Origin of the sequence: Paraburkholderia sp. 22099 (genome assembly GCF_052045835.1) — a bacterium.
Taxonomy (GTDB): Bacteria; Pseudomonadota; Gammaproteobacteria; order Burkholderiales; family Burkholderiaceae; genus Paraburkholderia; species Paraburkholderia terricola.
Genome location: NZ_JBQEPU010000017.1, coordinates 75166 through 98425, shown reverse-complemented (window position 1 = coordinate 98425; position 23260 = coordinate 75166). Strand labels below are relative to the sequence as shown.

At 63.7% G+C, this 23260-nt stretch carries 18 protein-coding genes; 15 read left to right on the top strand and 3 right to left on the bottom strand.

The window, feature by feature from the left end; translation table 11 throughout:
- The first annotated feature begins 13 nt into the window (after positions 1 to 13).
- Positions 14 to 379, top strand: coding sequence for a response regulator (locus tag ACTJLC_RS17740; RefSeq protein ID WP_073429625.1), 366 nt, complete (start codon positions 14 to 16; stop codon positions 377 to 379).
- A 632-nt stretch (positions 380 to 1011) separates the two neighbouring features.
- Here ACTJLC_RS17740 and ACTJLC_RS17735 read toward each other — a convergent pair.
- Complete coding sequence (locus tag ACTJLC_RS17735) at positions 1012 to 1770, bottom strand: SDR family oxidoreductase (RefSeq protein WP_310130773.1); 759 nt, start codon at positions 1768 to 1770, stop codon at positions 1012 to 1014.
- 204 nt (positions 1771 to 1974) lie between these two features.
- Here ACTJLC_RS17735 and ACTJLC_RS17730 point away from each other — a divergent pair, with 204 nt between their 5' ends.
- The 4 genes from ACTJLC_RS17730 to ACTJLC_RS17715 all read left to right on the top strand — a co-directional run bounded on the left by ACTJLC_RS17730 (position 1975) and on the right by ACTJLC_RS17715 (position 6585).
- Complete coding sequence (locus tag ACTJLC_RS17730) at positions 1975 to 2925, top strand: LysR family transcriptional regulator (RefSeq protein ID WP_154872475.1); 951 nt, start codon at positions 1975 to 1977, stop codon at positions 2923 to 2925.
- Between the two features lie 105 nt (positions 2926 to 3030).
- A complete protein-coding gene (locus ACTJLC_RS17725) occupies positions 3031 to 4224 on the top strand; it encodes a CaiB/BaiF CoA transferase family protein (RefSeq protein ID WP_073429622.1) in 1194 nt (397 codons plus the stop codon).
- Positions 4221 to 5195, top strand: a complete 975-nt coding sequence (locus ACTJLC_RS17720; RefSeq protein ID WP_310130777.1) for a hydroxymethylglutaryl-CoA lyase — start codon at positions 4221 to 4223, stop codon at positions 5193 to 5195. The genes ACTJLC_RS17725 and ACTJLC_RS17720 overlap by 4 nt, the downstream gene beginning before the upstream one ends.
- A gap of 58 nt (positions 5196 to 5253) precedes the next feature.
- Entirely contained in the window at positions 5254 to 6585 is a 1332-nt protein-coding gene (locus tag ACTJLC_RS17715) for an MFS transporter (RefSeq protein WP_310130781.1), read from the top strand.
- Positions 6586 to 7038: 453 nt separating this feature from the next.
- On the opposite strand, the gene ACTJLC_RS17710 is transcribed toward ACTJLC_RS17715, so the two are convergent.
- Positions 7039 to 7764 (bottom strand): GntR family transcriptional regulator, encoded by a 726-nt coding sequence (locus ACTJLC_RS17710; RefSeq protein WP_083081850.1) that lies wholly within the window; start codon positions 7762 to 7764, stop codon positions 7039 to 7041.
- Between the two features lie 162 nt (positions 7765 to 7926).
- On the opposite strand from ACTJLC_RS17710, the gene ACTJLC_RS17705 reads away from it, so the two are divergent.
- From ACTJLC_RS17705 to ACTJLC_RS17690, 4 genes are all read left to right on the top strand, one after another.
- Positions 7927 to 9147, top strand: coding sequence for a pyridoxal-phosphate-dependent aminotransferase family protein (locus ACTJLC_RS17705; protein WP_083081849.1), 1221 nt, complete (start codon positions 7927 to 7929; stop codon positions 9145 to 9147).
- A gap of 251 nt (positions 9148 to 9398) precedes the next feature.
- Complete coding sequence (locus ACTJLC_RS17700; RefSeq protein WP_083081847.1) at positions 9399 to 10685, top strand: MFS transporter; 1287 nt, start codon at positions 9399 to 9401, stop codon at positions 10683 to 10685.
- A 35-nt stretch (positions 10686 to 10720) separates the two neighbouring features.
- Positions 10721 to 11470, top strand: a complete 750-nt coding sequence (locus tag ACTJLC_RS17695; RefSeq protein ID WP_083081845.1) for a 2-keto-4-pentenoate hydratase — start codon at positions 10721 to 10723, stop codon at positions 11468 to 11470.
- Between the two features lie 23 nt (positions 11471 to 11493).
- The gene (locus tag ACTJLC_RS17690) at positions 11494 to 14526 is read left to right on the top strand and encodes an FAD-binding and (Fe-S)-binding domain-containing protein (RefSeq protein ID WP_310130789.1); all 3033 of its coding nucleotides are present in this window, start codon (positions 11494 to 11496) and stop codon (positions 14524 to 14526) included.
- A 24-nt stretch (positions 14527 to 14550) separates the two neighbouring features.
- On the opposite strand, the gene ACTJLC_RS17685 is transcribed toward ACTJLC_RS17690, so the two are convergent.
- Positions 14551 to 15426 (bottom strand): helix-turn-helix domain-containing protein, encoded by an 876-nt coding sequence (locus tag ACTJLC_RS17685; protein ID WP_114164066.1) that lies wholly within the window; start codon positions 15424 to 15426, stop codon positions 14551 to 14553.
- Positions 15427 to 15624: 198 nt separating this feature from the next.
- Between ACTJLC_RS17685 and ACTJLC_RS17680 the strand changes: the two genes are divergently transcribed.
- The 6 genes from ACTJLC_RS17680 to ACTJLC_RS17655 all read left to right on the top strand — a co-directional run bounded on the left by ACTJLC_RS17680 (position 15625) and on the right by ACTJLC_RS17655 (position 23158).
- A complete protein-coding gene (locus ACTJLC_RS17680) occupies positions 15625 to 16524 on the top strand; it encodes a DMT family transporter (RefSeq protein WP_310130792.1) in 900 nt (299 codons plus the stop codon).
- A 494-nt stretch (positions 16525 to 17018) separates the two neighbouring features.
- Positions 17019 to 17735: an ABC transporter permease gene (locus tag ACTJLC_RS17675; RefSeq protein WP_083081840.1), complete on the top strand. Its 717-nt coding sequence runs from the start codon at positions 17019 to 17021 to the stop codon at positions 17733 to 17735.
- Positions 17732 to 18628 (top strand): glycine betaine ABC transporter substrate-binding protein, encoded by an 897-nt coding sequence (locus ACTJLC_RS17670; protein ID WP_083081839.1) that lies wholly within the window; start codon positions 17732 to 17734, stop codon positions 18626 to 18628. The genes ACTJLC_RS17675 and ACTJLC_RS17670 overlap by 4 nt, the downstream gene beginning before the upstream one ends.
- Positions 18629 to 18641: 13 nt before the next feature.
- Positions 18642 to 19295, top strand: a complete 654-nt coding sequence (locus ACTJLC_RS17665) for an ABC transporter permease (RefSeq protein ID WP_083081837.1) — start codon at positions 18642 to 18644, stop codon at positions 19293 to 19295.
- Positions 19292 to 20497, top strand: coding sequence for an osmoprotectant ABC transporter ATP-binding protein OsmV (locus tag ACTJLC_RS17660; protein WP_073429609.1), 1206 nt, complete (start codon positions 19292 to 19294; stop codon positions 20495 to 20497). Before ACTJLC_RS17665 ends, ACTJLC_RS17660 begins: the two co-directional genes overlap by 4 nt.
- 477 nt (positions 20498 to 20974) lie before the next feature.
- Positions 20975 to 23158, top strand: coding sequence for a hypothetical protein (locus ACTJLC_RS17655; RefSeq protein ID WP_073429608.1), 2184 nt, complete (start codon positions 20975 to 20977; stop codon positions 23156 to 23158).
- Positions 23159 to 23260: the final 102 nt, after the last annotated feature.

The window sequence follows — 23260 nt, the reverse complement described above, 5'->3', positions numbered from 1 at the left end:
CATAGGAAAAAACATGTCGAAAATTCTGGTGGTGGATGATTCGAGCACGGTGCGCGATGAAGTGGCCGGCTTCCTGAAGAAGAACGGTCTGGACGCCGACACGGCGGTGGACGGCAAGGACGGCCTCGCCAAACTCAAGGCGAGCCCCGGCATCAAGCTGGTGATCAGCGACGTCAACATGCCGAACATGGACGGCCTGACGATGGTCGAGAAGATTCGCGGCGAGCTCGCGAACAAGACCGTCAACGTCATCATGCTGACTACCGAAAGCAGCCCGGCGATGAAAGAGCGCGGCAAGGCGGCCGGTGTGAAAGGCTGGATCGTGAAGCCGTTCAAGGGCGATGCGGTGTTGGAAACGTTCCGCAAACTGGCGAGCTAAACGCCGCTGGCGCGGCGACGCGGCGCAAAGGTGAGAGTTTTCGGGAGCCGTGCGCCGAGGGGTCTGCAACACGCGGTTCCCGGTGACGATAGCCGCTAAAACACGCTGATTGCGTGGATAAACCGGCTCACGCGATCGTCATGGCCGGCCTTTGTATTGCGTCCGCTCGCTCAAAGGTGAGGATATTCGGGACCTGCGAGTGATCGGCCAATCCGTGAGCCGCGCGCGCCATTCATCCTCACCTTCCAGATGTGAACAGCGCCGGCTGACACATCGTCCGATTCATCGTTCGACGAGCCGCCGCTTACCTGGGGATGCAGATTACTCACGCGGCCTTAAAGGTGAGGGTTTGCGGGAGTGGCCCGTTTGGAACCATCGGTGCCCAGCCCAGCATGCCTTTGCGGCCTGCCACCAAGTTCGAAAGGTGAGGGTTTTCGGGAGCGGTCCGATGCGTGGCTTGCGTCGGACCCCAATCGCCGCGTGCCAAAGGTGAGGGTTTTCGGGAGCACGTTCGGCGATCGGTTTCGAACTTCGGAAGCCGCCAGGCGCGACGCGAATAGTGCGCCCGGCGTGTTTGGTTGTCGGCATGTCAGCCGGAAGGTGAGGATTTTCGGGAGCGCTGCTTGCGCTCTTCAAGCCTGCTTCGCGAGCTCGCGAATGTCGGCCACCGGCGTTTGCCCGAATGCATCGCTGAGTGCGTAATCGAGCAATTGCGTGGCGCATTGCTCGGGCGTCGACAGTTGACCGTTGCGCTTGAGGTCTTCGAATTTTTCGCGCATGGGGAACTGCTCGGTGCCGCTATCGCGAATCTGCGCCTGCATGTTCGTATCGATCACACCGGGCGCGAGACTGCAAATGCGCAGCGCGCGATTCCTGTCGAGTGCGACGGCGCGCGCGTGGTGATCGAGCGCGGCTTTGGTCGCGCAGTAGATGCTCCAGCCGGCATACGCGTTGCGGGCCGCGCCGCTGGAGATATGCACGATGCGCCGATCATTCGCGTCGACGCTCGCCGCGGCCAGCGCGCTCGCGAGAATCAGCGGCGTAGCCACGTTCAGGCTCACCGCGCTTGCGATGACCGCCGCGTCCTGCCCTTCGAGCGGACCGATCGGCTGCACCATGCCCGCGTTGTTGATCAGCAAGACGGTTTGCGCGCCGCTCACGAATGCACGCAGCGCATCGGTTGCGACCCATTGCGCGACGCGGACCGGGTCGGCCAGTTCCAGTTCGATTTCGTCGAGTTGTGCCGGAAAGCGCGCCTTGAGCGCGGCGTGACGCGAGCGCGACAGGCCCAGTACCGTGACATCGCGCGCGAGCAGTTGTTCGGCAAGCGCCGCGCCCAGACCACGCGTGTGGCCGGTGACGATCGCGCGAATCGGAGAAGAGGCAGTCATGGCGTTCCTTGTGGTCGATGGCATGAGGAGCCTGCGATTTTCTCATGCAACATCGGGATGCGTGCGGCGGCGCTGCACATCGATCCGCGCGTTCATGCGGCATTCATTGAGAGCGGAAGCGCTCGCGATACTGCATTGGCGTTACCCCGCGGCGTTACCCCGATGTCAAAATAGACGGATCGCACAACCGCCCGGCGCTTCGCCATGGTCATCAAAAACCTTCTACGAAAGCTCGACCTCACCACGCTGCAACTCTTCCTTGCCGTCTATGAGGAAGGCACGCTCACGCGTGCCGCCGAGCGCGAAGCGATTGCCGTCTCCGCCGCGAGCAAGCGCCTGCTCGAACTCGAACAGGCCGTGGGCGCCACATTGTTCAAGCGCAACGCGCGCGGCATGACGCTCACGCCGGCCGGCGAAACGCTGCTGCATCACGCGCGCCGCGTCATGCGCGACATCGAAAATATCGGCATCGAACTGGCCGGCCATGCGAGCGGCGTGCGCGGCTATGTGCGGATGATGGCCAATCTGTCGGCGATCGTCGAATTCCTGCCCGAGGACTTGCGCGCGTTCCAGTTGCAGCACGAGCGCGTCAAGCTCGACCTCGAAGAGCGGCCGAGCGGCGGCGTGGTCGAAGCGGTCGACGACAGCCTCGCGGACCTCGGCATCTGTTCCGGCGACGCCGACACGCGCGATCTGCACGTCGTGCACTATCGGCGCGATTCGCTGGTGCTCGTGACGCGCGACGACCATCCGTTGGCCGCGCGCGCCAGCGTCGCGTTCGCCGAAACGCTGGACGGCGACCACGTCGGCCTGCACGCGGCCAGTTCGATCAACGCCCGCACTCACATGGCCGCGCGCCAGGCCGGCAAGCCGTTGCGGCTACGCATCCACGTGCCGGGTTTCGACGCGGTCTGCCGGATGGTGCAGGCCGGCATGGGCGTCGGCGTGTTGCCGCTCAAGGTGTATCAACTGATGGGGCGTCCGCTAGGACTGGTCGGCGTGCCGCTCGAGGACGACTGGTCCGAACGCAGCCTCGTGCTGGTGGTGCGCGACGTCGAGGCGCTTTCGCCGGTGAGCCGCCTGCTGTTCGAGCATCTGCGCTCGATCGAAGCCTCGGAAGCCCCTGAAGTCCCGCCCGCCGACGCCGCAAGCTGAGCGTTCGCCGTTCGCGAACGGTCGTTGGCGAATTGCGGTTGGACGCCGCCGCGGCGTCGCTTCTAAGCTGTCTCTCAACACGAAATCAGCTTGGGAGACAGCACAATGGGTGGACCCCTCCAGGGTATCCGCGTCGTCGAGATCGGAACCCTCATCGCCGCGCCGTTTGCCGCGCGTCTCATGGCCGAGTTCGGCGCCGACGTCATCAAGATCGAAGCCCCGCAAACCGGCGACCCCCTTCGCAAATGGCGCAAGCTGCATGAGGGCACCTCGCTCTGGTGGTATCTGCAGTCGCGCAACAAGAAGTCCGTGTGCGTGAATCTGAAGTCGGCCGACGGTGTCGATATCGTCAAACGGCTCGCCGCCGATGCCGACGTCGTGATCGAAAACCTGCGCCCCGGCGCGCTCGAAAAGCTCGGCCTCGGCTGGGACGTGCTGCACGCGATCAACCCGAAACTGACGATGGTCCGCATCTCCGGCTACGGCCAGTCCGGCCCGTATCGCGACCGGCCAGGCTTCGGCGCGATCGGCGAAGCGATGGGCGGCATCCGCTATACGACCGGTGAAATGGATGGCGCGCCGGCGCGCGTCGGCGTGAGCCTCGGTGATTCGCTCGCGTCGCTGCATGGCGTGATCGGCGCGTTGATGTCGCTGCTGCGCGTGAAGACAGGGCAGGGCGAAGGCCAGGTGGTGGACGTCTCGCTCGTCGAAAGCGTGTTCAATCTGATGGAAAGCCTCGTGCCCGAATACGATCTGCTCGGTCACGTGCGGGAACGCAGCGGCGGCGCATTGCCGGGCATCGCGCCGTCGAACACGTATCGCACGGAAGACGAAGGCTTCGTCGTGATCGCCGGCAACAGCGATCCGATTTTCAAACGCCTGATGCATGTGATCGGCCGCGCCGATCTCGCCGACGATCCCGCACTGGCGCATAACGACGGCCGCGCGAAGCAATGCGCGATGCTCGATCAGGCGATCACCGCATGGACCTCGCACCACGCCACCGACGACGTGCTGGCCGCGCTCGAACGCGCGGAAGTGCCGGCGGGGCGCATCTACTCGGTGGCCGACATCGTGGCCGACCCGCATTACCAGGCGCGCGACATGTTGTTGCAAGCGCAATTGCCCGGTGGCGCATCCGTGAAGATGCCGGGCATCGTGCCAAAGCTCTCGGACACACCCGGCGAAGTGCGCTGGTCGGGCCCGGCGCTTGGCGAACATACCGGCAGCGTGCTGAGCGAACTGGGTTTCGCCAGCGATGACATCGAGCGGCTGCGCCGCGAAGGAGCCGTGCAATGAACGACGCAAGCCATGCAATGAGCCATGCAATGAGCGCCCCGCATTTCGACAAGCTGATCGTGCAGGAAGTGGCGCCGCGCGACGGCTTGCAAATCGAGCCCACCTGGGTCGACACCGCCGACAAGATCGCATTGATCAACGCGCTTTCCACGGCGGGCTTCACGCGTATCGAGGCGGGCTCGTTCGTCTCGCCGAAAGCGATTCCCGCTTTGCGCGACGGCGAGGCCGTGTTCCAGCAGATCGAGCGGCATCCGGGCGTGATTTACGTCGCGCTGGTGCCGAACCTGAAGGGCGCGGAACGCGCGCTCGCATCGCGCGCCGACGAACTCAACCTCGTGATGTCGGCGAGCCAGGCGCACAACCGCGCGAACATGCGGATGAGCTGCGAGTCGTCGCTGATTGCGTTCGGCGATATCGTGCGGCACGTTCAAGGTTCCGGCGTGCTGCTGAACGCAACGGTGGCGACCGCGTTCGGCTGTCCGTTCGAAGGCAGGATCGACGAAGACCGGGTGATCGGCATTGTCGATAGCTATCGCGAGATGGGCATCGAGGGCGTCACGCTGGCCGATACGACCGGCATGGCGAACCCGCGCCAGGTGGCGCGGCTCGTCGCGCGCGTGCTCGAACGGCTGCCCGCCTCGGTGCTCACGCTGCACTTTCACAACACGCGCGGCCTGGGTCTCGCCAATGTGCTGGCCGCGTATGACGCGGGCGCGCGCCGTTTCGACGCGGCGCTCGGCGGTCTCGGTGGATGTCCGTTCGCGCCGGGCGCGTCGGGCAACATCTGCACGGAAGACCTCGTGAACCTGTGCGATGAAATGGGCATTCCCACGGCGATCGACCTGGAAAAGCTGCTCGTGTTGTCGCGCGCATTGCCTGCCTTGCTCGGCCACGACGTGCCCGGGCAACTGGCGAAGGCCGGCCGCAACCGCGACCTGCACGCGGTGCCCGAATACGTTCTACAGATCTAAACCCCCTAACCGATTACACGACCGGACGGCATCGCCGAATCCGGCATTGGAGACAAACATGAGTGACCTTGGCGCAGTCGCAACCGGCAACCATGAGCGCAACGCGGACGATGCCGCGGCCATCATCCGCAAAGTCGCGTGGCGGCTCATGCCGCTGATCATGATCTGCTATCTGTTCGCATTCTTCGACCGCATCAACATCAGCTTCGCGAAGTTCCAGTTGCAGAGCGACCTCGGGCTGTCGGATACCGCCTATGGTCTTGGCGCGAGTTTGTTCGTGATCGGCTATGTCCTCTTTGAAGTACCGAGCAACCTGTTTCTCTACAAGATCGGCGCGCGGCGCTGGATCGCGCGGATCATGATTTCCTGGGGACTGGCGACGGCGGCGATGGTGTTCGTCAGCAACGAATGGCAGTTCTACGGGCTGCGTTTTCTGATCGGCGCAATGGAAGCAGGCTTTGCGCCCGGCGTGCTGTATTACCTGACGCTGTGGTTTCCGCCGAGCTATCGCGGGCGTATTACGTCGATGCTGTTTCTGGCGTCCGCGTTTTCCGGGCTGGTCGGCGCGCCGGCGGCGGGTCTCGTGATCGGCCATATGAACGGCGTGCTGGGCATGCCGGGTTGGCACTGGCTGTTTCTGCTCGGCGGCCTGCCGTGCGTCGTGCTGGGGTTCATGGTGTTGAAGCTGCTGAAGGATCGTATCGACGAAGCGGACTGGCTGTCGCCGAAAGAGAAGTCTTTTCTGACGGCGCAGATTGCTCAGCAAAGCCGTCATCCCGAGACGGGGCATTCATTGTTGGGCGCGATCAGGACACCGGGATTCCTGACGCTGGGCCTCGTGTACTTTCTGATCCAGGTGGGTTCGTATGGCTTGAATTTCTGGGCGCCGCATCTGATTCGCGTGGCGGGAACCCACAATCCGACTGTGATCGGCCTGCTGACGGCGGTGCCGTATGTGTGCGGCGCGATTTGCATGGTGGTGGTGGGGCGCTTATCCGACGCGAGCGGCGAGCGGCGCAAGTTTGTGTTCGGCTTGCTGGTGATGTCGGCGATCGGGTTCTTTGCCGCGGGCTTCTTCGACAAGCAGACTGCGTTGCTGATCGTCGCGCTGGCCGTGATGGGAGCGGGGGTGGTGGCTTCGATCCCCGCGTTCTGGGCCCTGCCGCCCAAGCTCGTGACGGGCGCCGGCGCGGCCGGCGGAATTGCTTTGATCAATACGCTCGGGCAGTTGGGCGGGATCGTGAGTCCGATCATGGTGGGACGCGTGAGGGATCTGACGGGGAGTACGACGCCGGCTTTGTATGTGATCGGCGCGATGAGCCTGGTTTGCGCGCTGATTGTGTTGTGTGGCTTGCCGGAGTCGCTGCGTCAGAAGGATGCGCGGCATTGAAGCGGCCCTCTGCCTGCTGTTGAGCCGGGGGGCAATAGGCCTGCCGCATCAATCACCTGGCATCGCTGTGCGCAGGTTGTCCACAAGCTTGTTCCCAGTTTGTGTGGACAACTGGAGCCGGGAGCGCGCGCCGGTTGGAGCGGCGGCCTTCCGGCGGGGGCTGGCGTGTTCCGGGGTCGCTAGCGACACGCGATGCCTACTCATGAACCGCAAGGCGATACCGCTGACGCATCAATCACTTGGCTGGCCTATGCGAACGTTGTCCACAGGCTTGCAAACAGAAACGGGGGACAACTTTCGGAGAGCGGCTGGGCCTTACGAAGGTTAGCCCGGTCGGGTCGTCATCGTTCAATTGCGTTTCACTTGAGCGCTGCGCGCTCCGACTGTACCAAGGCCGGCCCGTACCCGATTACTTTTATGCAGGATCGGTCAGGCCGTCCAGTTACTCCCAATCTAGGCCTTCAACCCGCCCCCCGCCACCTCTTCCTGCGACTGCACCTGCAAAACCGCATCCCGCTTGTCGAGCAAATGCTGCCGAAGAATCGCGCTCAACTTCTTGCCATCTCGCGCCTCTAGCGCCTTCAACATCTCGTCGTGATCGTGAATCGCGCGATCCCACTTGGGAATCTGGAAATTCGACCGGAACCTCAGCGCCTGCAAGCGCCGATTCACCGCGATATACGTTTGCCGCAACGCCGAATTCCTGGCCGCTTCATTGATCTTGTCGTGAATCGCCTGATTGCGGCTGTAATACCCCGGCAGATCGTTCTGCGTGCGGCAGGCGAGCATCGCATAGTGCAGCGCCTTGATCTCGGCCAGCTCCGCCGCCGTCATCCGCTCGGCCGCCAGCTCGCCGGAAAACGCTTCGAGTCCGCTCATCAATTCGAAGGTCTCGCGCAACTCCGCTTCCGACATCTTCGACACCGAGGCGCCCCGGTTCGGCGAAATCTCGATCAGCCCTTCGGCGGCCAGCACCTTCAGCGCCTCACGCAGCGGCGTGCGTGAAATCCCGAGCGTTTCGCACAGTTCGCGCTCGTTCAGTTTCTTGCCCGGCTCGAGTACGCCTTCGACGATAAAGCGCCGAATATGCTCCACCACCGTGTCGTGCAGGCGTTGCCGCTCGACCTTCGGCATGAGCTGCGAAGCCCTCACGCCGGCATCAAAATCCGAATTTTGCATACAAAAATCCTCAACATCGCACTGCATGCAATTTTATCGGAAGCCCGCGGAATAGGTAAGCACGCGGGTAAACACCGGTGCCGGCAGGCGAATTTCGCCTTGGGATTGTCAAAGTTCGTCTGATATAGTTTTTTGAATGCAAAATTCAATCGGGGAATCCCAATGCTCAAGCTAGACTTTCATCCCGCTGGCCGCCACTTCCTGCAGATTCCGGGGCCGAGCCCGGTGCCGGACCGCATCCTCCGCGCGATGAGCTATCCCACCATCGACCACCGCGGCCCGGAGTTCGGCGAACTCGGCCTGAAAGTGCTCGAAGGCATCAAGAAAATCTTCAAGACGCAGCAACCGGTGGTGATCTACCCGGCTTCGGGCACGGGCGCATGGGAAGCGGCGCTGTCCAACACGCTGAGCCCCGGCGATCACGTATTGATGTTCGAAACCGGCCACTTCGCCACGCTGTGGAAAAAGATGGCGGAAAGCCTTGGCCTCAAGCCTGAATTCCTCGGCCTGCCGGGCATTGAAGGCTGGCGGCGCGGAGTGCAGCCGCAGATGATCGAGGAACGCCTGCGCGCCGACACCCAACACGCAATCAAGGCGGTGTGCGTCGTCCACAACGAAACCTCCACGGGCGTCACCTCCGACATCGCCGCCGTGCGTCGCGCAATCGACGCCGCCGGTCACCCGGCGCTGTTCCTCGTCGACACGATCTCGGGTCTCGCCTGCGCCGACTATCGCCACGACGAATGGGGCGTGGACGTCACGGTGTCGGGCTCGCAAAAAGGTTTGATGCTGCCGCCCGGCATCAGCTTCAACGCGATTTCGCCGAAAGCCCTTGCCGCCGGCAAGCAGGCGAAACTGCCGCGCAGCTTCTGGGACTGGACGGAAATCGTCGAGATGAACGAGACCGGCTACTGGCCGTACACGCCGAACACGAACCTGCTTTACGGGCTCTACGAAGCGCTCGACATGATTCTCGGCGAAGGGCTCGACAATGTGTTCGCCCGTCACGAGCGTCTCGCCGAAGCGACCCGCCGCGCGGTGCGCGCGTGGGGTCTGGAAATCCAATGCGCCGACCCGGCCGTGTACAGCCCGGTGCTCACCGGCGTGATGATGCCCGACGGCGTCGATGCGGACAGCGTGCGCAAGCTCATCTACGAACGCTTCGACATGTCGCTCGGCACGGGGCTCGGCAAGATGAAAGGCCGCATGTTCCGCATCGGTCATCTGGGCGATTGCAACGACCTGACGCTGCTCGCCACGCTGGCCGGTTGCGAAATGGGTCTGCGGCTCGCGGGCGTATCGCTCAAGGAAAGCGGTTTGCCTGCCGCTATGGAGTGGTTGCGCGAGCCGACGCATGCGTCGGGTCTGAAAGCCGCGGCCTGAACACGACACGCATCGACGCTCGAAAAAGCAACCAGCGACAGCGTTAGGCAACAAGCAGCAGACAAACAAACAGCAGGCAGCAAGCGATTCGCAGCAAGGGAAGGCGGGGGCACTTCCCTCACGAAAGCCGCGCATAGAACGCGGCTTGAAATAACAAACATGCGATGTGCCCGCGGCGCGTGCCGTCGATGGGCGAGGACGCAGCGCGCCATTCCGGGCGCGCCGTCGACAGACTGCAACGGAGAGAGACGATGAAGCGGTTTCGTGTGACCAGTGCGACCAGTATCGTTCTAGTGATGCTATGCATCATGTACTTCATCACCTACCTCGACCGCGTCAACGTCAGTACCGCGGCCGCGGGTTTCGGCAAGGAATTCCATCTCTCGCATACGGAAGTGGGCCTGGTGTTCTCGGCGTTCGCGTATCCGTATCTGCTGTTTCAGATCATCGGCGGCTGGGTGAGCGACCGCTTCGGCGCGAGGCGCACGCTGCTTTTTTGCGGCGCGGTGTGGGGCGTTGCAACCTTGCTGACCGGTTTCGCCGGCGGCCTGATCTCGTTGCTGGCCGCGCGCGTGTTGCTCGGCTTCGGCGAGGGCGCCACGTTTCCCGCCGCCACGTCCGCGATGGCGCGCTGGGTCGCGAAGGAGAAGCGCGGCTTCGCGCAGGGCATCACCCACGCGGCGTCGCGTATCGGCAACGCGGTTGCGCCGGGCCTGATCGTGCTCGTGATGGCGACGTGGGGCTGGCGCGAGTCGTTCTATATCTGCGGCATCTTCAGCTTGCTGTGGGTCGTCGTGTGGGCCTTCACCTTCACCGAACATCCGAAAGATCATCCGCGTATCACGAGCGAGGAACTCGCGGTGTTGCCGACGCCGAAGCCCAAAGCGGCCGGCGTGCCGTGGGGAAAACTGTTTCGCCGCATGGCGCCGGTCACGGTCGTCTACTTCTGCTATGGCTGGACCCTGTGGCTGTTCCTGAGCTGGATTCCGCAGTACTTCCTGCACAGCTATCACCTCGATCTGAAGAAGTCGGCGATCTTCGCGTCGGTGGTGTTCCTCGCCGGCGTGATCGGCGACACGCTCGGCGGCATCGTGACCGACTGGATCTTCACGCGCACCGGCAGCCTGAAGCGCGCGCGTAGCTGGATGGTGTCGGTCTGCATGCTGTTCTGCCTGCTCTCGCTCATTCCGCTGATGTTCACGCACAGCGTGTATCTGTCGATGGCGTGCCTCGCATCCGGCTTCTTCTTCGCCGAAATGACGATCGGCCCGATGTGGGCGATCCCGATGGACATCGCACCGGAATGCTCCGGCACCGCGAGCGGCATGATGAATACCGGCTCGGCCCTGGCCGCGATCATCTCGCCTGTGGTCGGCGGTTTCCTGATCGACTATTCCGGCAGCTGGGAATTGCCGTTCGTCGGCAGCATGCTGTTGATGGCGATCGGCGTGGTGCTCGCGTTCCGCATGCAGCCGGAAAGCCGGTTCGCGCTCGGCGCGGCGGACACGACACATGCGACCACGAGCGTAGGTGTGTAAGCGCCATGCGTGGTTTTACTCTCGCCCTTAAAGACATGGCCACATCACTGAGCCGGCGTCTCGCCGACGCCCGCCGCGATCATACGACGCTCGACGCGTTGACGCCGGCGCAAATACCCGCCAGCGCCGACGCGGCCTATGCGATCCAGCACGAAATCCTCAACGTGTTCGGCGCGCGCATCGGCGGCTGGAAAATTGGCGCGAAGTCCGACAGCGGACCGGTCCAGGGCGCGCCCTTGCCTCACGTCGATTTGCATGCCGATGGCGCGCGGCTGCGGCGCAAAGCCTTCGCGCCGTTGGGACTCGAACTGGAGATTGCGTTTCGCTTCGGGCGCCGCTTCGATCCTTCGGCCACGCCCTATGGCGAAGCCGAAGTGCGCGCGGGCATCGGCTCGATCGGCGCGACCATCGAAATCGTCGCGAGCCGTTATGCCGCGTGGCCCGACGTCGACAAGCTGGCGCAACTCGCGGACTTGCAGAACCACGGCGCGCTGATCGTCGGCGAATTCACGCCGTATCGCGAGGACTTTCCGTTCGTCGCGCCGTCGCTGCGTTTCAGTTTCGACGGGCACGACGTGCTGGAAATGGCGCCCGCCAATCCGGCCGGCGATCCGCGGCGCTTGCTGACATGGCTCGTCAATCACGCCACCTCGCGCGGCATTGCGGTGACGCCGGAGATGATCGTCACGACCGGTTCCTACACCGGCATGTTCTTTCCGCGCAGCGCGGGCACCGCGAGCGGGCGCATCGAAGGGCTTGCGCCCGTCAGCGTCACGCTGTACTAGCCGGTTTTCGATAGGCCGACGATATGACGAATCCCACTTCCGCCTTGCTCGTCAAGCCGATCCATCTGGTTCCCAGCGCCGCGCGTCCGTCGAGTCCGCTCGCGCAACATCTGCGCAAATCGTTGCGCGGCGACGTGCTGTTCGATGCGGCGAGCCGCGGTCGCTACGCTACCGATGCGTCGATCTATCAGATCACGCCGATCGGCGTGGTCGTGCCGCGCGATCAGGACGATCTGCGCATCGCGCTCGACATTGCCCGCAGCGAGAAAGTGCCGCTGCTCGCGCGCGGCGCGGGCACGAGCCAATGCGGTCAGACGGTCGGCGAAGCGCTGGTGATCGACACGAGCAAGTGGCTGAACAGCGTCGTCGCGTTCGATGCGGAGGCGCGCACGGTGACGGTCGAACCCGGCGTCGTGCTGGATCATCTGAACGCATGGCTCAAGCCGCACGGTCTATGGTTTCCGGTCGACGTCTCGACGGCCGCGCAATGCACGATCGGCGGCATGGCCGGCAACAACTCGTGCGGCTCGCGTTCGATCGAATACGGCAACATGGTGCACAACGTCGAGGCGATCGACGCGATTCTCGCCGACGGCGGCGAAGCGCGTTTCGCCTCGTTGCGCGAGCCGCCGCAAAGCGCGCGTTTGCAGCAGATACTCGCCGGCGTGACGCACATCGCACTACGCGAGCGCGATGAAATCGTCGCGCGCGTGCCGAAGGTTTTGCGCCGCGTGGCGGGCTACAACATCGACCTGTTCGATTGCCAGAATCCGCGCGCCTATACCGATGACGGCTTCGCGAATCTCGCGCATCTGCTGGTCGGCTCGGAAGGCACGCTCGCGTTCAGCCGGCAACTGACGCTCAAGCTCGCGCCGCTGCCCGCGCATAAAACGCTCGGCGTGGTCAACTTTCCGACCTTCTGGCAGGCGATGGATCTGACGCAGCACATCGTCAGGCTGAAACCCGTCGCAGTGGAACTGGTCGATCGCACGATGATCGATCTGGCGATGAGCAATCCGGCGTTTCGTCCGGTGATCGAAAAGGCGCTGGTCGGTCAGCCGCAAGCGATTCTTCTGGTGGAGTTCGCAGGCGAGGAGCGCGACGCGCAACTCGCGTCGCTCAAGCAGCTCGGCGAATTGATGGCCGATCTCGGCTTGCCCGATTCGGTCGTCGAGATGCCGGATGCGAACGAACAGAAAGCGTTGTGGGAAGTCCGCAAGGCCGGGCTGAACATCATGATGAGCATGAAGGGCGACGGCAAGCCGGTCTCCTTCATCGAAGATTGCGCCGTGCCGCCCGAACATCTGGCCGAATACACGAGCCGTCTGACCGAAGTGTTCCACCGCAACGGCACCGAAGGCACGTGGTACGCCCATGCGAGCGTCGGCACGCTGCACGTGCGGCCGATTCTCGACATGCGGCGCGACGGCGCGGTGAAGATGCGGGCGATCGCCGAGGAAGCGGCGGCACTGGTGCGTGAATACAAGGGCGCGTTTTCGGGCGAACACGGCGACGGCCTGTGCCGCGGCGAATGGGTCGCGTGGCAATACGGGCCGCGCCTGAACCAGGCGTTCGGCGAGATCAAGGCGCTGTTCGATCCCGACAACCGCTTCAATCCCGACAAGATGGTGCGTCCGCCGAAAATGGACGACGCGCGCAATTTTCGTTTCGCGCCCGGTTACGAGGCTCGGAAGATCGACACGGCGCTCGACTGGTCCGCATGGAACGTCGAGCGCGATCCGCTGACCGGGCAGGAGACGGCGCCGGGCAGCGGCAACGATCTGTCCGGCGGACTCGCGAAAGCCGTGGAGATGTGCAACAACAACGGCCATTGCCGCAAATTCGACGCGGGCACGATGTGCCCGAGCTATCGCGTGACGAAGGACGAGCAGCACGTCACGCGCGGACGCGCGAATACCTTGCGCCTCGCGATCTCGGGTCAACTGGGCGAGGCGGGCCTTGCCAGCGACGACGTGAAGGACACGCTCGATCTATGCGTGTCGTGCAAGGGCTGCAAGCGCGATTGCCCGACCGGCATCGACATGGCGAAGTTCAAGATCGAGGCGCGGGCGGCGCGCGTGAAGCGGCATGGTCTGCGTCTGCGTGACAGGCTGGTCGCCTTCATGCCGCGCTACGCGGCAACGGCGAGCCGCCTGCCGGGCTTGATGGCCCTGGCCGATAACGTGCCGGTGTTGTCGGCGTGGTTCAAGCGGACCGTGGGCTTCGCGCCGGAACGGCGCTTGCCGCGGTTCAGGAAGTCGTTTTTATCCGGCATGGCAACAACGGCTGCGGCTGCGAAGCCTGCTAAAACCGGTGCGCTGAAAGAAGTGCTGTTGTTCGTCGATACGTTCAACAACAACATGGAGCCGGAGAATGCGCGTGCCGCGCAGCAGGTGCTGGAGGCCGCCGGTTACACCGTGCACTTCAACACGCGCCAGGGCGAGAGGCCGGTATGCTGCGGCCGCACGTTTCTCGCGGCCGGCCTCGTCGACGAAGCGAAGCAGGAAGCGCGGCGCATGCTCGATCTGTTCGGGCCGTTCGTGGAGCGGGACGTGCCGATCGTCGGTCTGGAGCCTTCCTGTTTGCTGTCGTTGCGCGACGAGTTCCTGCACTACGGCTTCGGCGAGGAGGCACAGCGGCTTTCGAAACAGGCGTTTCTATTCGAAGAGTTTCTGGTGCGCGAGGAAAAGGCCGGACGCTTGCAGCTTGCGCTAAAGCCGTTGGCCAAACAGCAGGCGCTGGTGCATGGTCATTGCCATCAGAAGGCTTTCGACGCGTTCACGCCCGTGCAAACCGTGCTGAAGTGGATTCCCGGGTTGACGGTGTCGACGGTCGAATCGTCGTGCTGCGGCATGGCCGGTAGTTTCGGCTACGAGGCCGAGCATTACGCGAGCTCGCAAGCCATGGCGGAATTGTCGCTGCTGCCGGCGGTGCGCAAGATCGACAGCAACACGGTGATGGTGGCCGACGGCACGAGCTGCCGGCATCAGATTCACGACGGCGCGGGCGTCGACGCGATCCACGTGGCGCGCGTGCTGGCAATGGCGTTGCAGTAAAGCCTGGCGCGCCAGCCCACGCGGTTAAACGCCGACCGCCTGCCGAAACGCGGTCGGCGCGACGCCGACGCTTTCGCGAAAACGGTGGCTGAAATGGCTGGCGTTCGCATAGCCGCATTGCTCCGCGATTTGCGCGAGCGGCAGTGCGGTGGTGCGCAACAGCGTGCGGGCGCGTTCGAGCCGCTGCTGCGCGATCCACGCAGCGGGCGGCAGCCCGAACGACGTGCGGAACATGCGCGCAAGATGAAACTCCGACAACGCCGCGACGCCGGCGAGTTCGCCAAGTGTGAGCGTTTGCGCAAGATGGCTGTCGATATAGTCGCGCAAGCGCCGGCGTGTCGCGACCGACAGGCCGCCCTTGAGTACCGCGTCGGTGCGGCGCACGCCTTGCGCACGCAACAGCAGACTCAGCACCTGATGCGCGGTCTCATTCGTGCGCAGCAGGCCGTCCGGGTCCTGCCAGTTCTCATTGGCGAGCGATTGGCACAGGCTCGCGATGCGGGTGTCTTCGAAATAGGTGCGATCGGCGAGCGTGAGTTCGCGCGGCTCGCGGTCGAGTTCCTGAACGGCGCGCTGCGTGAAGTGTTCCGGCAGGAAATACAGGTGCATGAAGTGCATGTGCCCGCGCACCCACCAGCGTGATTCGTGATCGCCGGGCAACGCGCAGAGCCGGGACGGCGCACCGTAGCGTCCGGGCATTTTCTGACGCTCGGTGCGATAGCCGCCGTCCAGGTAGCATGACAGCGTGTGATGGCCGGGCCGCTCATAGGCGGTTTCGGCTTCTTCTATGTCGCGTGTCCAGACGGCAATGGCAAGCCGGTCGCCAAGCCACGCGAAGCGCTCGAGATTCGCGTTGGCGCTGCTCAGCGTGTGACAAACCGACTGAAGGCCGAACGGCATTTCAGTGGAATTCAACACGAGGGCGGGCGGTGTGGGGTCCACGGAACGAGCGAATCTTTCGACGACTGAACAGGCGCCAGTATACGGTGCGTCATTCGCGGCTGCTTGCCGCCGCGAAAAAGTGCGCAATCCTGGACAAGTGCGGCGCGCGGGCCTCCGGCATAGTCGAGTTCCCGTTTTCGCTGCCGTGCGCTTGCCATGAATCTTTCGCTCTATGCCGTCACCGTGCTCATTTGGGGCACCACCTGGATCGCGATCAAGTGGCAATTGGGCGTGGTGCCGCCGCCCGTCTCGATTGCGTGGCGCTTCTGGATCGCGGCACTGGTCCTGTTCGCTTTGCTGCGCATCATGCGCCGGCCGATCATGCCGCCGCGCGCCACATGGCGATTTCTCGCCGCGCAGGGGCTGGCGCTTTTCTGCGTCAATTTTCTGTGTTTCTACTACGCCGAACAGGTCGTGCCGAGCGGTCTCGTGGCCGTGGTGTTTTCCACCGCGCCGCTGCTGAATTCCATCAACGGCCGGCTTTTCATGGGCCGGCCGTTGCAGCCGTCGGCGATTGCGGGCGCGCTGCTGGGCCTCGTCGGCATCGTGTGTCTGTTCGTCCAGCAGATGGCGGGGCACCTGGGCGACCACGCCGCATGGTTGGGATTGGCGATCGCGTTCCTCGGCACGCTGTGCTTTTCGGCCGGCAATCTGCTGTCGAGCCGCATGCAATCGATGGGCTTGCACCCCTTCGCCACGAATAGCTGGGCGATGCTGATCGGCGCGAGCGTATTGACGGTGGGCAGCCTGCTGGCCGGCTTTTCGTTCGCGGTCGAGCCGTCGGCGCGTTATCTCGGCGCGCTCGCTTATCTGGCGGTGTTCGGCTCGGTGATCGGCTTCACGGCGTACCTGATGCTGGTCGGACGCATCGGCCCGGAACGGGCTGCTTACAGCACGGTGCTGTTTCCGATCGTGGCGCTGGCCGCGTCGACGATATTCGAAGGCTATCAGTGGTCCGGATTGGCGGTGGTCGGGCTGCTGCTGGTCGTGGCCGGCAACCTGGTGGCGTTCGATTTGACGCGGCGAATCTTCGTGCGGCGCGTGAAGGTTTCGTGAGCACGCGGCTCGCCGGCGAGCGTTCAAGGTGAGGGTTTTCGGGGGCCGCGCATGCGGCCGGTCAACCCGTGGATTAACCACTTGGGTAGACGTACCACACTCGCATCCGTATAATCCCTACACCCTAACCGCGACATCGCAGCTAGATAGCCCAAGTTAGAAGGGGTTGAATGCAAGCTGGCAGCATTGCGCATTCATCCCTTCGCCGGTGGAAAGACCGGTATTCAAGAGGGGCCCTCAAGCCCCGTCGGAAAGCGGCCTCGCGCAGCTATCCAAACATCATCGATGGATCTGGCGTCCAGTTCTAATCACTGGCACGTCACCGAAGGCGAAAGCAAACCACCGCCCTCGCGCCGGGCAAGACAAAACCCCGGCACCACTCGGTTCACCTCGCGGCACCTGCCGCGTCCCGAACTTCCCATTCGCAGCGTCGTCACGACGCCTGTGCGGCGTGGCTATTTGCGCGCGCCGCTCGAACAAGGAGGCGCATCTTCATGATTCAACGTCCTGCCAGGCTGATCGGCAGTCTTGTCGCCATCGGTATCGTCGTCGCATTACTGTGGCGCGCGATCGACCCCGGCGCACTGCATCAGTACGCGCCCGATCTCGTCTACTACACGAAACGGCACCTGCTGCTGGTCGGTTACTCGATGGCCCTCGCGTTGCTGGTCGGCATTCCGGCCGGCGTGCTGCTGAGCCGCCCGTCGTTCGCGCGGCATGCCGAACGCTTCATGCAGATCTTCAACATCGGCAATACGATTCCGTCGCTGGCCGTGCTGGCGATCGCGCTCGGCATCTTCGGTATCGGCGACATTCCGGCGCTCGTCGCGCTGTTTCTTGCGTCGTTGCTGCCGATCACGCGCAATGCCTACGAAGGCATGAAAAACGTCTCGCCCGCGCTGCGCGAAGCGGCGCGCGGTCTCGGCATGACGCCCTGGCAGTCGCTGGTGCGCGCCGAGTTGCCCAACGCGATGCCGATCATCATCGGCGGCGTGCGTACCGCGCTCGCGATCAACGTGGGCAGCGCGCCGCTCGCCTATCTGATCGGCGCGGACAGCCTCGGCACGCTGATTTTCCCCGGCATCTACCTGGACAATCAGCAGCAGCTTCTGCTTGGCGCGGCGGCTACCGCGATGCTCGCGCTGGTGCTCGACGGCATCGTTTCCGCTAGCAGCCGCTATCTGCTCGCGCGACGCGGGGTGACGGCATGATGAATCGGTTCAAACGCAGCCGCTGGATCGCAGCCGGCGCATTGCTTCTAGCGAGTCTGCACGCGGGCGCGGCGACGCTCGTGCTCGGCGGCAAGAACTTCACCGAGCAATACGTGCTGACGGAAATCACGTCGCAATATCTGCGCTCGAAGGGCTACACGATCGACGCACGCACCGGCCTCGGCAGCACGCTGTTGCGCAGCGCGCAGGAGAACGGCCAGGTCGACGTGGTGTGGGAATACACCGGCACCGCGGCCATCGTCTACAACAAGATCGCCGAGAAGCTCGACCCGAAGACGATGTACGAACGCGTGAAAGCGCTCGATGCGAAGCGCGGTCTCGTATGGCTGCATGCGTCGCCGCTGAATAATACGTACGCACTCGGCTTGCCGCAGCAACTGGCGCAGCAGACCGGCATCCGCACGATTTCGCAGCTCGCGGCGAAGATCGCGGCGGAGCCGAAAAAGAAGCACGTGTTCGCGATGGACGCGGAGTTCGCCAATCGTCCCGATGGTTTGAAGCCGCTCGAAGCGGCGTACGGCATGGCGTTCAGCCGCGCGGAAACGCGTCAGATGGATCCGGGGCTCGTCTACACCGCGCTGCATAACAACCAGGTGCCGATCGGTCTGATCTACACGACGGACGGCCGCGTGAAGGGCTTCAACATCGTGCCGCTCGAAGACGACCGCCACTACTTCCCCGCGTACAACGCGACGCCGGTGGTGCGCAAGGCGACGCTCGACCAGAACCCGCAACTCGCGACGCAATTGAACGCACTCTCCGACGCGCTGAACAACGACACCATGCTCGACATGAACAAGCAGGTCGACATCGACGGCAAGCCGGTGCGCGAAGTCGCGGCGCAATTCCTGCGCACGCACGAGTTGCCCTGAGCGGAGACCATTTATGACTGTATTCGACTATCTGTCGGCCAACTGGCCTGAACTGCTGCAACTCACCGCGCAACACGTGTGGCTGGTGGGGATCGCCGTGGGCTGCGCGATCGTCGTCGGCGTGCCCTTGGGTATCGTGATCAACCGCCACGAGTGGCTTGCCACGCCCTTATTGAGCATTGCGACGGTGGTGCTGACCTTGCCGTCCATCGCGCTGTTCGGTTTGATGATTCCGGTGTTCTCGCGCTTCGGCCAGGGCATCGGCTCGGTACCCGCGATCACCGCCGTGTTTCTCTATTCGCTGCTGCCGATCATGCGCAACACCTACCTCGCGCTGCGCAACGTCGACGCCGGCATCAAGGAAGCCGGCATCGGTATCGGCATGACGGTCTGGCAACGGCTGCGCCTCGTCGACTTGCCGCTCGCGGTGCCCGTGATTCTGGGCGGCGTGCGTACCGCGGTGGTGATGAACATCGGCGTGATGACGATTGCCGCGGTGATCGGCGCGGGCGGCCTCGGCACGCTGATCGTTCGCGCGATCGGCCAGAGCAACATGATGAAACTGTTGGTGGGCGCGGTGCTCGTGAGCGTGCTCGCGATCGTCGCCGACCTGCTGCTGCAAGCGCTGCAACGCTTGCTGACACCGAAGGGAGTGCAAAAGACATGATCGAACTCGACAAACTGACCAAGACGTTTACGCAGAAGGACGGCCAGCAGGTACGCGCCGTCGACTCGGTGAGCCTCACGGTGGGCGCGGGCGAAATCTGCGTGTTTCTCGGCCCCTCGGGCTGCGGCAAAACCACCACGCTGAAGATGATCAATCGCCTGATCACGCCGACTTCGGGCCGCGTGCTGATCGACGGCGAGGACACGTCGGGCCTGAACGAAGTCGAACTTCGGCGTCACATCGGCTATGTGATCCAGCAGATCGGCCTGTTCCCGAACATGACGATCGAGGAGAACATCACGGTCGTGCCGCGTCTGCTCGGCTGGGACAAGAAGCGTTGCCGCGAGCGCGCAACGGAGTTGATGTCGATGGTCGCACTCGATCCGAAGCAGTATTTGAAGCGCTATCCGCGCGAGTTGTCGGGCGGCCAGCAACAGCGTATCGGCGTGATCCGCGCATTGGCCGCCGACCCGCCGGTGTTGCTGATGGACGAGCCGTTCGGCGCGGTCGATCCGATCAATCGCGAGTCGATCCAGAACGAGTTCTTCCAGATGCAGCGTCAGTTGAACAAGACGGTGATCATGGTGAGCCACGATATCGACGAGGCGATCAAGTTGGGCGATCGCGTGGCCGTGTTCCGTCGTGGTCAACTGGTGCAATACGATCATCCCGATACGCTGCTCGCGCACCCGCGCGACGAATTCGTCGGCGCGTTCGTCGGGCAGGACAGCACGTTGAAGCGTCTCTTGCTGGTGAAGGCCGGCGACGCGGCCACGCAACCGGAAACCGCGCGTGCGGATACGCCGATCGCGCGCGCGTTCCAGATGATGGACGACAGCGACAGCCGCTATCTGACCATCGTCGACCAAAACCGCCAGGCATTGGGTTATGTGACGCGCCGCGCGGCGCGCGCGGGGCAGGGCGTGTGCGGCGATCATCTGAGCGCGTTCAAGGCGACGGTCAGCGCCGACGAGCATTTGCGCATCGTGCTATCGAAGATGTACCAGTTCAACTCGTCATGGATGCCGGTAATGGACGGCGACGGACGTTACGTCGGCGAAGTCACGCAGGATTCGATTGCCGATTATCTGAGTTCAGGCCGTTCGCGCCGGCAGACGGGGCAGCCGGCGATCGTGTCGCCGGCCGTCACGGCTGCGGAAAGTGCCGCTGCCGCGCAAGCCGCGGTTGCCGTTCAAGCCTGAAGTTCGCGGCGGCGCGAGCGTCGAGCCGCACCGCGGTTTTCGCCGCGCAATGGAGTGGAGCGAGGGCCGCGAACGCGGCCAGCCTCCGCCGCGCTCGCATACATCACGCAGGCCAGCGCGGCCGTCCGCCACACCGCCATCGGCTCGTTGAGCCCGCTGATCGCTACCAGACCACGCGTAGGCAAGTGCTGATTGCGGCGGCGGCCGAGGAATTCGCTCACGCTAATTGAAAAGCCAATAACGCTCGAATTGCCGCGCCGAATTGCCGCACAAGTGGTATGCCGATCAAATACCCATTCGGCCGCTTAAAAAATTACCCGAATTTTTTTACCAATAAATTTCCGCGTTTTCTATGCGACGATCAACGCCAACGTCTACCGTGCACGATAGTTGCGACACGCCAAGCTATCCGCATACACGCGAAAGCGCGCCGGATACGCTGGCTGTGCGCTTTCGCACTTCGCAAGGAATATCGTCGTGAAATTATTCACTCGCTTAGGCGGAGTTGTCTTTTTTTTACTCGGCCTGCTTCCCCTTGGTGCATTTGCCCAATCGCAACTGAATTACACCACTTCATGGATCGGCAATAGTTTCGGCTTTGGCGACGGCAAATGGGTGCAGCAGGATATTCAGGCCATTAGCGTGGGTGCCGACGGCACCGTTTACACCAATGCGCCGTGGGACGAAAGCGGCAGTGAAATCGCCGCTTATCGCGCCGGCGACAAGATCGCCGTGGCCGGCTCGACGCATGGCTGGGGCGCCGCGGGCGGCGATGCGGTCGCGGTGAATCGTACGTACCTGTACGCGGCGATGTCGATCGGCAGCGAAAACAACAGGCTGGTCGGCGCCGACTATCCGCCGGCGGGACAGACATGGTTCGGCATCACGCGCCGCACGCTGGGCAATATCGCGGTCGGCGCGCCGTTCACCGGCGGCATCGGCAACAGCGCCAATGCGACGAAGAACAGTTTTCTGCTGCTCGACACGGTGACGACCGGCACCGACGCCGGCATTCGCGGCCTGGCCGCCACCGAGAGCGAGTTGTACGTGGCGGATACCTACGCGAACCGGATCGTCGTATTCGATGCGGTCTCGATGCAGCGCTTGCGCTCGTGGAGCGCGAACTCGCCGGGACGTATCGCGGTGGACACCGATTCGACGCTCTGGGTGATCGGCGGCGTTTCATCGGGAACGCCGGTCATTTCGCACTACGCCGCCAACGGCGCTCCGCTTTCAGGCACCTTGACGTTGCCGGCGGGCGCGGTGCCGGCCGACATCACGGTCACGCCGTCCGGGCAGATTCTCGTGGCCGACATCGGGCCATCGCAGCAGATTCTCGTCTTCACCAAGGACGCCAACGGCAAGCCGCAAGCCGCCGCGCCGCTCGGCACTCGCAATGGCATCTTCCATGTGATCAAGGGCGTGCCCGGCAACGGGCGCTTCAATGGCGTGACGGGCATCGGCGTCGATCCGGCGGGCAATCTCTATGTGGCGCAGAACGGCGAAGGGCCGAGGCCGATCGGCTCGGCGTCGGTCGGTCAGGGCGCGGTGCTCGAAAGCTATGTGTCGAGTTCGCGCACGCTCAACTGGCGTCTGTACGGCCTGACCTTCCTCGATAGCGCAGCCTTCGATCCGGCCAACCCCGGCTCGGTGTACACCGGCTCCAAGCGTTTCACGCTCGACTACAGTCAGCCGCCCGGCCGCGAATGGTCGTATGCGGCATTTACGCTCAATCGCTTCGATTATCCCGGCGACCCCACGTTTCACCAGCCGCGCGGCGTGCGCGGCGAGCCGATGGTGCGGCGAATCAACGGCCAGCCGTTTCTCTATACGCTCGATCCGGGCGCGCATTATCTGAACGTCTACCGGTTCGACTCCGCGCATGGGGAGATGGCGATTCCCTCCGGTCTGCTCGCGCAGAATCCGCTGCCGGGCACGTGGCCCTCGGGGCAGCCGACGTATGGCGAATGGTTGTGGCGCGACGGCAATGGCAACGGCACGGTCGACGCCAGCGAGATCAGCAGCAATCCGTCGACGGGCAGCACGGTCGGCAACGGCTTCTGGTGGGTCGATACGCCGGGCAACGTGTGGCTCGCCACGCCGACGAGCGGCATCCGCGAGATGCCGTTGCAGGGTCTCGATTCCGCCGGCAATCCGATCTACACGTATGCGAGTTCGAAGATGTTCGCGATGCCGCAGCCGTTCACGCGGATCGCGCGAATGGTCTACATCGCGGAGACCGACACCATGTACATCTCCGGCTTCACGAGCGCGATCCCGTGGGATTCGACGCACTGGAAGGAGGCCGGTCCGGTGCTCGCGCGTTACGACAACTGGAGTTCCGGCACGCCGTCGCAGCAGTACACGGTTTCGCTGCCGTGGAACACGCAGAGCACGCCGCAGACGACTACGGTGGGCGTCGCGGTGGCGGGCAATTACATTTTCGTCGCGGAGTTGTACACGGCAAAGGTGGACGTGTACGACGCGCGTACCGGCCAGGCGGTCGGCTACATGACGCCGGGCGCGAGTGTCGGCAACACCAGCGGCTGGGTGGACGTGTATCTCGGCATCAGCGCCGTGCAGCGCGGCAACGGCGAGTACGTCGTGCTGCTCGAAGACGACGCCCGCGCAAAAATCCTGATGTATCGATGGACGCCTTGACGTGGATCGCGCTCATGCCCATCACGAATGGACGGCAACGCACGATCGGTATATAACAACGTGAAAGGATGACGGGTTCATCGATGCTTCAACAGGAGAGAT